Genomic DNA, 10,873 nt, shown 5'->3' with positions numbered 1-10,873 from the left:
TCTAAGTATACATGAATCATCCTCACATTTCCTTTCCAATAACGAATTTACGAACGCAATCTCTTCCCGATGCGTGCCATCACGCCCGGTACCTGTCTCAAGTACAATTGGAATGTCTCGTAAATAGGGGGAGTGTAATAGGCTTTGAAAATTCGAAATACCAATATGACCCGCTCCAATGTTGGCGTGCCGATCACGGCGCGATCCCATTGGATACACCGAATCATTCAAATGAATAGCTTTCAGATGAGGAAGATAATCTAGCTGATCTCCCTTCGACTCCAGTTCTGCCCAATCCGTCCCTTGCCAAAGTCGACTAGCAAAAGCATGACACGTATCTAAGCAAAAGCCAATTTTCTCAGGTGAATCGCATAGCTTACGAACTTGCACCATTTCTTCAAAGGTCAGACCCAGTTGGGAACCTTCACCTGCTTGATTTTCAAGCAATATGAAAGAAGCTCCCGTGTAACCCTCCGAAGCACTATTCAAACATTGTATTATATTTTTGTAACCTTGTAACGGGTCTTTTCCCGTGTATTTACCAAAATGCACCACAAGTCCAACGGAACCGCAGGCATTTGTAATGTCCAAGCCATTTTTTAGCAAGTTAACCATGATCTCACGTTCAGGCTCATCTGCTGCGGGATTTAAAGCATACGGAGCATGTCCGATGGAGAGAATGCCATGTTCCTCACATAATTGAGCACATGCGTTCGCGTCATTAAGATTGATAACTTTCGTAGCCAAACTCCGCGGATTCATCGGAAAATATTGAAAGGCTTTTGCACCAATTGAAATGGCGGTTTTGGCTGCATTCAAATAACCGCCTCGCGTTTTTACATGGGCGCCGATAAACATGTTCAATCCGACCTTTCACTTCTGGCAATGGGCACAATAAAAACATTTACGGCTTGAGACTTCCGTTTGAATGATAGGATTCCCACATCGCAAACAGGGCTCATCTTTACGATCATAGACACGACATTTCGGATGATATTGTCCTGTTAGACGATCTCCCACGAAAAGAGGTTCTTCCATATAGCCACCGACGGCAATAGCTTCACGAAGCAAAGCCTGCATAGCTTGGTAGAGCTGAAGTTGCTCATTCTCGGTAAGAGAATGTACCTTCCGCAAAGGGAGAATACCCGCTTCAAAACAAATTTCATCCGAGTAACAATTCCCTATACCAGAAAGAAAGGTTTGATCCACAAACGTCACTTTAAGATTTCCCCGCTTAGGCCGCAGTACGTTTCGAAATTGTACGAAGTTAAGTTCGAGCGGTTCTGGTCCAAGCTTTTGTAAGAGCTTATAGGTTACCTCTGGTGTATGAAGATGCAAGTAACCCAAACGCAATCCAATAAAGGACAGACTCTTGATCCCGAAATGAATCTCCACTTGAATCGTTCGATCTGGCTTCTCTTCTTGGGTACCAAAGAATATCCATCCGCCAAGCATGAGATGCAAAAGCAGTATCTCACCTGTGGCCAAATGAAACAGTAGGTGTTTGGCTCTACGCTCAATCCGCACAATCCGATTACCAATAAGCTTCCCCGTAAATTCTTCAGGATCTACATTCAACGACTTCGGACGTGTCACATCGACTCCTGTAATCGGTACTCCTATGATAAATCGTGTCAACTGCTGACGATACGTTTCCATTTCCGGAAGCTCAGGCACGACAATCACTCCTTGCCATTTTTATACCTTGTATAACCAATCGGCGGATTGCGTAAACGCGTACCATAGTTAGAATGGATGAGATGTGATGACTATTTTTTAAATTAAACCTTCACTAACGTAAGTGGGTTTTGGTGTCTTTTTGTTTCTTTTCGATAGTACCATTTTATCCGAAGATAATGGATACGAATCTGCTAGTGCTCGTACACTCATCTCTTTCTTTCGCATTTTCTGCTTCAGACGTGCAATCCGCTTTTCCCAGGCTTCTTCAATCTCATTAATCTTCCGATCACCTCGATGAAGCGCACGTCGCCGCCAAAGCCTCGCCCACGCTTCCTCTGCATAAAAGACGGCTTGACCCAAGTCCTTCTCACGGTGTTCATAGTACATCGCAAGCTCTAAATACGGTTCTAGCTGCAACGAAATGCTTGCAGGTTTAAGTAAAATTGCCTGCTTCCATAGCTCGATCGCCAGGTTATATTGACCAATTTTCTTATAGTAGCCTGCTAATTGTAGCAAGACTGTTTCTTGTTCAGCTGACTGGGCAGCAGACTCGTTATTCATTAGTTTCTCGAATAAAACATTGAAATATTGCTCCGCCTTGGTAGGCCTTGCCATTTTGTCGAGCCAGAGTCCGGTCCGAAAAAGTTCTTCGGAGTCAAGGTTGGAAATGAGCTCTGGATTAGGATTAGGATTAGAAATGAGATCGAGATCATTCTCATCTGGACGCAGCAGCTTGCCAAAATGGATCGTCAACGCGGCCAATGTCACAATATCGTGCTCGTTATGAATAAACACGCCCTGAAGAACAGCAGGGTCTTTCTCAGCCAAATATTGAAAGTACAACGCTGGCGCCATAGACCCTGGCACATCATCTATGCGTTCAAAACCTAGTCTGCTCTCCTCTACCTTGCTCAACCGACAGGAGGGCAGCGTATTTCGCCACAGACTTCGTGAAGCATACAGAAGATCGAGCTGAAGCAGCTTCGAGTCATCTAGTTTAAGACGATTCAGCACGAAGCGATTCTTGAGAATCGGCCAATCGAACGTACGGCCGTTATAAGAGACGATATGCGTGTATCGTCCTAACAGTTCTTGTAAGTACACCAGCATCGCATGCTCTTCTGCCGGGTTGCGTATCATGAGCTGTTCAACCGTGAACAGCTCGCCCGTGTAGTAGCCGATGCCTACCATGAACGGCACGTTGCCAGCACCGACGCCGAGTCCGGTAGTCTCCGTATCGAAGAAGAGCAACTCTTCGAGCCGGACGACGGCGTCTCCGTCGTGAAAGCTGGACAGCTGCGCAGCCACATCGGCGAGCTCACGCAGCCGATAGATGCCGTGCACGCTGTCCGCGCCGTACTGGCGGCGCCGCATGACGAACGAGCCCGCTGGGCTCGTCGCAATATGGGCGCCGAGCTGCGCCCACTCGCCCCCTGCCTCCGGCGGGGGCGGCGGTGTTACCCCAGCCGCTGCGGATCCCCGCAGGCGGCCGAGCCTTTCGCGGAGCCCGCTCATCGGGCACCGCCATCGAGCTCTGCGAGCAGCTCCAGCGCGAGCTTCTTGCCCAGCAGGCCGACCTCTTCGATCGGCCCTACACAGGCTGGGCAGCCGCTGATGCAACCGCAGCTCTTGATCAGGCTGCGCGCCTGATCCATCAGCTGTCCGTGGACCTCGTACAGCCGATCACTAAGACCCACGCCGCCAGGGTAGCGGTCGTAGAAGAATACGGTCGGCAGCTTGCTATGCACTGCCTTCACTTGCGGAACGACCCGGATATCCATCGGGTCGCACATCAAATACAGCGGCGCTAGATGCGCCAGGACGTTAGCGATGCCAAGCAGCGCATGCTGCATGTCATTTGCCGATCGTCCTGCCGCCATCGCCTCGTCGAAAGTGAACCAATAGGAGCTCGTATGCAGCTCCTCTTCTGGCAATCGAATCGGCCCCGAGCCGATATTCTCGTGTGTCCGCAAACGGATTTTCTTGAAAATCGTTGGCTGCGCGTTAACAGTCACTTCACCTAATTGACGAAGTAGACCGCCAACACGACCTTCCCGATTCACGTGAAGCACCTTGAGCTGTACAGCCATACTCGCATCCGTGAAGTAGTCTACATTTACTTGCCTCACGAACGCTTTCTTCTCTTCATAATCCAACTTTTCAACTTGGAATTGTATGCCTTCATGGATATAAATAGCTTCTTCATGAATCAAGGTTGGCGCACTGAAACGATCACATTCCCCAATCACGCGATGACCATTGGTCATATCAATAATGATGAAATTCTCTTGCGCCGCAGAGCGCAATGAAATGTTATGAGCAGGGAACGACTGCTCCATCCAATACCAGCGATCATTGACTTGGTGCAGCACCTGCTCTTCAGTCAAGTACTCCAGAACATCGGTGAGCGACTCCTCACCGAACTTCTCATTCGCTTCGAAAGGCAGCTCATAGGCCGCACACTTCACATGATCCAYGAGGATGATCAGGTTATCTGGATGAATGCGCGCCTGCTCTGGCGGACGCTCGAAGAAATAGCGCGGATTCTGGATCAAATACTGATCCAGCGGATTACTGCTCGCGACGAGAATCGTCAGCGAGGTTTCCTGCCGCCGTCCGGCACGCCCGGACTGCTGCCAAGTGCTGGCTATCGTGCCGGGATAGCCATTAAGCACGCAAGCTTGCAGCTGGCCAATGTCGATGCCCAGCTCCAGCGCGTTCGTGCTCACAACCCCGCGGATTTCCCCGCTACGTAGACCTTTTTCAATCTCCCTGCGCAGCTTAGGGAGATATCCGCCGCGATAGCCGCGGATCGACTTGCTGCCCAGCTCGTGACTCACGAGCTCTTGCAAATAGGTCAGCAAGATCTCCACACGCACGCGGCTGCGGGCAAACACAATCGTCTGGATCCCACTCCGCAGCAGCTTGCCTGCTAGCGTACGTGTTTCCAAGACGGAACTTTTACGAATCCCTAACTGTTGATTCACAACAGGCGGGTTATAGAATACAAAGTGCTTCTCGCCTGCCGGCGCACCGTTATTATCGATCAACGCAACGGTTTCACCGATMAGACGCTCAGCATGCTCCTTCGGATTATCGATCGTCGCCGAAGCACATATAAATTGCGGATTGGAACCGTAGAAGCGGCAAATCCGTTTCAACCTGCGAATCACATTCGCGACATGACTGCCGAATACACCCCGATAGGAATGTACTTCATCAATCACAATGTAGTTTAAATTCTCGAACAGCTTCACCCATTTGGTATGATGCGGCAAAATCGCGGAATGCAGCATATCTGGGTTCGTGACAACAATATGTCCTGCGTTTCGTATCGCTTGCCGAACTGTAGGCGGTGTGTCGCCGTCATACGTATGCGTCTTAATATCCACATCCATAAATTCAATCATTTCCTGCAACTCTGCAACCTGATCTTGTGCCAGTGCTTTAGTAGGAAATAGATAGAGTGCTCGCGAAGCGTCGTTTTCCAAGATCTTCTGAAGAACTGGCAGGTTGTAGCAAAGCGTCTTCCCAGACGCCGTCGGRGTCACAGTAACAACGTGATTGCCTGCCGTCACTTGGCGAAACGATTCCGCCTGATGCGTATATAATTGCCCGATGTTTTTATGTCGAAGCGCAACACAAATACCCTCATGCAATCCTTCTGGAAAATCAGCCAGCTTCGGATCTCTTGGGGGTATCGTATGCCAGTATGTAACTTGTTGCATGATTTCAGGCGATTTGCGCAACCCGTCAATCATCTCTATCATTGAAGAAACCTTACCTGTGAAAGGATTCATAAACTGAATCTCCTTACCCATTTCGTTTCTTCCATTTTACAGAATATACGTTCGTATGTCTACATCAAATCAGCTGAATCATCATAATCGTATCGTAGGCCATCATGGTCACTAGTGATCTGAGCTGTGACCGACAGCGCTTGGTTGGCACTCTCTTGCATTTTGAACAAAACTTCTTGATAGTCTCTCGACCGGTGCTCTTCTCGATCATGTTTCATGGCAGTTCTTAAAGCTCTTTCAATAATAATGACATCATGACTCGTGAATTTCACGGTTTTCGCACCTCTTCTTGGTCCATCATGTTCATATCAACTAGCTTTGCCAAATTGCACCAATGACATACAAGATAACAAAAAAATGAGAAATTCGTAATCAAAGTTATAATAAGGTAAAATTAGGATGAGATCCACAATAAGGAGGAATAACTTATGTCCACATCTTTACCCAATGAAATTGAAGATCACCGCCAACCTGATCATGAAATTAATCCACAGTTTCTTGAGCGTTGGTCCCCTCGTTCCTTCTCGAATCAAGAAGTATCGGAAGACGTATTGTTAAGTCTATTTGAAGCAGCACGTTGGGCACCATCTGGAAGTAATAATCAGCCTTGGCGTTTCATCGTTGCCCATACACCTGAGCAACTTGCTAAATTCCATACATTTATTAATCCATTTAACCTTGTATGGTGTGAAAAAGCTCCTGTACTTACACTCGTTATTTCGCACACCAAAAGTCCAAGAGGTACAGACAATCCTAGCCATGCATTCGATGCAGGCGCAGCGTGGGGATATTTAGCGCTTGAAGCGAATAATCAAGGGCTAATCACACATGCGATGGGTGGTTTCGAACGTGAACAAGCACGCGAAGCACTCCAAATTCCTGCTGACTACGAACTTCATGCAGTTATTGCCATCGGGTACCGTGGTCCTGCAGATGCCCTCCCTGAAAATCTGCAAGAACGCGAAGTCCCATCCGGCAGACACCCGATAAACGAAATCGTATTCACAGGTGAATTTGGTCAAAATTTGTCGAAGTAATTTGAGCTAGTATAGTGCTTAAGCACTATACTAGCCTTTTTTTATTCGATATAATAGGAGATATGTAATCCACGAAAAAGGAGAGTTCATCATGAAATTTCTTATTCCACTCCAAAGTGAAAGAGGAAATGTGCTTACCTACGTGCTTCTAATTCTCCTTGTCCTGATGATCGCAACACCTGTTATACTTGTTTCGTCTTCAACGAATCAACTTGCCAATAGCCAAACTGACTATGAGAAAAAGGCTACTGATCTAGCTGTTAGCGGCATGGAAGCTTTTATTACTTATCTGAAAAGTTACGATACCTATGCAAACGGAATGGACCGAAGAACCTACTTCAATATGTACGGCGGTGGTTCGGGAACGCACGGATTAGGTTGGGTCGCACGAAACATTACAACTCCAGAGGGCATTGCAACGACTTACGAGCAATATGTTGAAGTGGCTGCCACCAATACTAGAATCACTGGTCCCGTTACTGCTGACAATGTGTATAATGTTTTTTTCAAAGCTACCGTCAATAATGCACATAGTAAATTAATCAAATTTCAAATATCTGCATTTAACGCAATCGTAGTAACAACACCAACACCTGGCCCTCCCCCCAATACATCGACCCACATTGAACCGGGGCAAACCGTGCCTATTCCAGCGGGAGTTGGTGTCTTGTACGGGAATAGTTCCAATGTTAACGCAGGAAAAAACACAACGCTTGCACCGGCAATTACCAGCTATATGTCCAGTATCAAATCTAGCGTATCATCAGCCATAGACGACTATTTGAATGTGACAAAGACACCTGGTCTAATCACTTGCACATCGTGCAGCATAAGTCAAGTAAAATCGAATATTAGTGCAAGTTCAACCAATCCTGTTGTTATCTATGTGCCAGGTACACTAAGTGTCTCCAGCACTGAAACTATTGGTTCCAGTACAAAGCCTGTCATTCTAATCGCAGATAATTATTCAATTAATAATTCAAATCTAGAAGTGTATGGTAATCTAATAGCAAACCAAACTACGTCTAATCCAACTACAACTGGAAAAATTACTGGAAGTAATCAACTTGATATAACAATTAAGAGCGGCAATGGCGGCACCTACGGCAACTTGTGGAGCGAAAACAGCTTTATTACAGGCACGCAGACTACATTGAAAATTGATAATAACCTCTATGCTGGAAGTATGACACTTAGCAATGGAGGTACCGTAACGACTAAACAAATGACAATCGATGACACATTTAAAATTGAAACCMAAACCACCTTGAATATCTCAAACGGTAATCTAGCTTCTGGAAATATTTACGTTAAAAATAATGCTGAGTTTAAAGTTACTTCAGGAGATATCTTTGTATCAGGAGATTTTACTTCTGGGACTCAAATTAACCTTACTACAKGGGGCATTATTGCTGTTGCAGGGAAAATTGACTTTAGTAACAATAAAACAATTACAACTGGAACATCCAATCCGCCTGTAACGTCCTTACAATTAAGTGGGACTTCATCCGCTACACCGACACCATCTTCACCAACATCAACATCACCAACTCCTTCACCACCACCTGATTGGAATCCGATTAGAAAATAAAAATAAGCCCAAATGCTAGGGACAAATCCCCCTAAGCATTTCGGGCTTTTTTTCAGTTTAATATTGAAGCAGTTTAAATCCTGTTTCTCTCTTCACATTGTAATTCTCAAACCCACCGAACATCTTTGAACGCTGAAATGTAAAAGTCATAACCATCCTGAATGCTGAACCGCCAATCAAATTCCCAAATAGTGGTGTATTCCCTACAGTAGGCAAATACTGTAGCCCTGTAACATGAGAGGTTAGTACTCTTTGATTCGTATAGATTCCAGGAGTTGCTAAAGTTACACTGTCTTGAATAGTCGAAGAATTAAAGTCATACATCGATAACGTTTTCGCAGCAGCATCATAATACAGCGATTTCACTTGTCTAGTGCCTGATACATAAGTCACATAACGAAAGTCATTCGTTGCTGCATAAGCATGATTTGAATCACTGATCTCTTTCGCAATCGTATCCATCGTTTTACGAATCTCCGCATCAACATTGTATTTCTCTCCACTTGATTTGGATTRAAGGCTTGTCGAGGATAGCAGCATAAAAACTACCCCCAACAATACAGTGCTTATGGTCAGCGTCGCTAATACCTCAATTAAGGTAAGACCGCGTTCATTCTTCAATTCGTCGCCCCCCAGTAAACCGTTACCGTCAAAATGCGCGGAACTAGCGTAGCAGGAGTTGTGCTTACATCTCGGAATAAGACGATACTTTGAAGTGAAACTAATTTCCTGTTCGTAAACACAGCTGGTGAAAATGGGGGATTTTGCAAGCTGGATTGTTGAACATATACCCCATAAGGTATAGCTGGATCTAATGCGGGATTAAGATCTGCCCAATTTTGTAAAACGGGTACGGCAGTAGTGTAAGTGCTCCTATATTCATTTAACTTCTGCTCTGCTAAATGTAAGGCATTCACGCGCAAATCATCATTTTTATTTGACATCATAGAAAAGGATGAAATATTAAGAAACATTAACACGACAAGACTTAAAATAACTGTCGCAGCCAGCACTTCCAGTAAGGTAAGCCCTCTCTCATTTCTTATCATTTGCATCCCTTCTCTCTTCAATCAGCTTCATTTTTTTATAGACTTGTCAATTAGTTCATAGTGATACGACTCTGATAATTTCGTTGTTAGATCCTTGTTCAAAATGTCAGCATTCTTACTGTATATCGTCCAAGCCAGCATATAGTCATCCGTATTTTTCTTCTCCCAACCGGTTTGTAATAAAATGATGGCAGCTTTCATTTTATCGATGGTTTGGGACATCGTGAGATCATCGATGTCTTTCGCGATTTTGCTGATCTCTGCATAGCGCTCAACGATACTTTTCAGATCGTTGAATTCTGTGTTTTTAAACATAGGAATTAAATCTTTGGTAATTTGATTATTTCGAATAGCCACATATTGAACCATTTTTTTCTGCGAAGCTGTGAAGAGCTCATTCCTATTATCATGGATAAAATCAAGTGCTACGCTCCTATTGTCACTATCCCAACCAACCTGTGCGCCTAGCATTTCGGATAAACTACGTAAAGGCACGTACACGGATCCATCATACAATATTGAGTCTTTCGTGAGGGTATTTTGTTGACCGTTAATGGTTACATTTATTCTTTGGAAAAACACTTCAACGTTTCGGAATTGATCTTCCGCCCATGCCGAACCACTCATCGTGAATAAGCCAATGATCCCAATTGAAAGAATCAGTTTGTACTTCCTAATCATTCAATTATCCCCTTTTACATTAATTAGCTGGCTTAGAAGCTTGTAATTGCTGGAGTTGTTTAAAATACTCTTCATCTGTTTGAACCGGATTCGTTCGCTTACTTGGTTCATTTACCGGTAAAGCAGGCAGCTCTTTCAATTTCCCAGCAAAAGATGGCGCATAATAAAAGGAGCATTCCAAAGTAACTTGAAGTTTCGACTCTTGGTCCTCTGTCTGATTTGGTATTGTGATGCTCACTGCTGGAAGTACATTCGAAATGTCTGTTTGCTCTGTATGACTGCTTTTTACTGCAGCTGTTTGCCAGCTCCATTTTTGAATCGAAATAAAACGCTCACTACGTTGAACCTTATTCATAAAGTCAATAATTTGTGGATACGTACCCGATGCTTGAATTGTAAATGATTCTTCCATGATGACCGTTTGCGTCTGATTCTGCTGAGTAGCACCAGCWGTTGGACTTGATGATGGAGCTGTTTGTTGAAAGCCATTCGAGTTTGTCGTATATCCCTGCGTAATGTTCGCTTGCCCGTTCGCATTTATTAAACTATCTGCCGAGCTGCTCGCTGGCCCTTGGTCACCGAATTTTATCGAAAGAATTGATAACCCAACTTGCTGCTCTAGCTCTCTGATACCAAGTAATAAACGCGGTAACTCTTCTTTCGTTGGTACTTGATACAATGCTTGCTGAATCTCATTTTCTTCCACTTTTTTGGGAATAGGTCGCTGCAGAATTCGTTTTTTTTCTTGCTCAACTTTACTCAGTTGCATTTGAAGTGTTAAATGCTGCTTCGAGGGTGGAAGCACATCACTCACAACAATATATCCATTGATCAAGCATCCTACAAGTATTACGAGAAACAAAATGGTTGCCGGGGATCTTAATCGACCTATGAGATGATGCCATTGTTCTTTATTCATAAGCCCCCCCTTATTTACTAGTAACAGGATTTCTCAGTGTAATTTCAATAACTACTTCATATACGTTATATTTTTGTGCAGTTGAAGCTTGGTTTGCGGTAGAAGGAGTCTTGGCT

11 protein-coding genes are annotated in these 10,873 nt (G+C 44.8%); 2 read left to right on the top strand and 9 right to left on the bottom strand.

What is annotated here, in order from left to right:
* From AC1DLM_RS33220 to AC1DLM_RS33200, 5 genes are all read right to left on the bottom strand, one after another.
* Positions 1–858, bottom strand: an 858-nt coding sequence (locus AC1DLM_RS33220; protein WP_441986606.1) for a deoxyribonuclease IV, incomplete at its 3' end; no start/stop codon positions are given.
* Positions 859–873: 15 nt separating this feature from the next.
* Positions 874–1,677 (bottom strand): Fpg/Nei family DNA glycosylase, encoded by an 804-nt coding sequence (locus tag AC1DLM_RS33215; RefSeq protein WP_477572368.1) that lies wholly within the window; start codon positions 1,675–1,677, stop codon positions 874–876.
* Between the two features lie 99 nt (positions 1,678–1,776).
* A complete protein-coding gene (locus AC1DLM_RS33210) occupies positions 1,777–3,195 on the bottom strand; it encodes a ribonuclease H-like domain-containing protein (RefSeq protein WP_477572367.1) in 1,419 nt (472 codons plus the stop codon).
* Positions 3,192–5,480, bottom strand: coding sequence for a DEAD/DEAH box helicase (locus tag AC1DLM_RS33205; protein WP_477572366.1), 2,289 nt, complete (start codon positions 5,478–5,480; stop codon positions 3,192–3,194). Before AC1DLM_RS33205 ends, AC1DLM_RS33210 begins: the two co-directional genes overlap by 4 nt.
* 59 nt (positions 5,481–5,539) lie before the next feature.
* Complete coding sequence (locus AC1DLM_RS33200; protein WP_441986610.1) at positions 5,540–5,752, bottom strand: hypothetical protein; 213 nt, start codon at positions 5,750–5,752, stop codon at positions 5,540–5,542.
* 156 nt (positions 5,753–5,908) lie between these two features.
* Between AC1DLM_RS33200 and AC1DLM_RS33195 the strand changes: the two genes are divergently transcribed.
* Both AC1DLM_RS33195 and AC1DLM_RS33190 read left to right on the top strand, forming a co-directional pair.
* Complete coding sequence (locus AC1DLM_RS33195) at positions 5,909–6,517, top strand: nitroreductase family protein (RefSeq protein ID WP_441986611.1); 609 nt, start codon at positions 5,909–5,911, stop codon at positions 6,515–6,517.
* Positions 6,518–6,608: 91 nt separating this feature from the next.
* Complete coding sequence (locus tag AC1DLM_RS33190) at positions 6,609–8,108, top strand: hypothetical protein (RefSeq protein WP_477572365.1); 1,500 nt, start codon at positions 6,609–6,611, stop codon at positions 8,106–8,108.
* Between the two features lie 57 nt (positions 8,109–8,165).
* Here AC1DLM_RS33190 and AC1DLM_RS33185 read toward each other — a convergent pair whose 3' ends face one another.
* From AC1DLM_RS33185 to AC1DLM_RS33170, 4 genes are read right to left on the bottom strand one after another with little or no spacing between them, the layout of a single operon-like run.
* Entirely contained in the window at positions 8,166–8,729 is a 564-nt protein-coding gene (locus tag AC1DLM_RS33185; protein WP_477572364.1) for a prepilin-type N-terminal cleavage/methylation domain-containing protein, read from the bottom strand.
* The gene (locus AC1DLM_RS33180; protein ID WP_441986614.1) at positions 8,726–9,157 is read right to left on the bottom strand and encodes a type IV pilus modification PilV family protein; all 432 of its coding nucleotides are present in this window, start codon (positions 9,155–9,157) and stop codon (positions 8,726–8,728) included. The genes AC1DLM_RS33185 and AC1DLM_RS33180 overlap by 4 nt, the downstream gene beginning before the upstream one ends.
* Positions 9,158–9,184: 27 nt before the next feature.
* Positions 9,185–9,838, bottom strand: coding sequence for a stalk domain-containing protein (locus AC1DLM_RS33175; protein WP_441986615.1), 654 nt, complete (start codon positions 9,836–9,838; stop codon positions 9,185–9,187).
* Positions 9,839–9,857: 19 nt separating this feature from the next.
* The gene (locus AC1DLM_RS33170) at positions 9,858–10,757 is read right to left on the bottom strand and encodes a hypothetical protein (RefSeq protein ID WP_441986616.1); all 900 of its coding nucleotides are present in this window, start codon (positions 10,755–10,757) and stop codon (positions 9,858–9,860) included.
* Positions 10,758–10,873 lie beyond the last annotated feature (116 nt).

Source organism: Paenibacillus sp. 01T442 (assembly GCF_056398345.1).
The sequence above is the reverse complement of the archived record's forward strand: the minus strand, read 5'-3'. Positions and strand labels throughout refer to the sequence as shown.

What these genes read in the sequence shown, in the direction of transcription:
- AC1DLM_RS33210 (WP_477572367.1), bottom strand. Translation starts at nt 3,195, where the DNA reads ATGAGCGGGCTCCGCGAAAGGCTCGGCCGCCTGCGGGGATCCGCAGCG.
- AC1DLM_RS33195 (WP_441986611.1), top strand. Translation starts at nt 5,909, where the DNA reads ATGTCCACATCTTTACCCAATGAAATTGAAGATCACCGCCAACCTGAT.
- AC1DLM_RS33175 (WP_441986615.1), bottom strand. Translation starts at nt 9,838, where the DNA reads ATGATTAGGAAGTACAAACTGATTCTTTCAATTGGGATCATTGGCTTA.
- AC1DLM_RS33180 (WP_441986614.1), bottom strand. Translation starts at nt 9,157, where the DNA reads ATGATAAGAAATGAGAGAGGGCTTACCTTACTGGAAGTGCTGGCTGCG.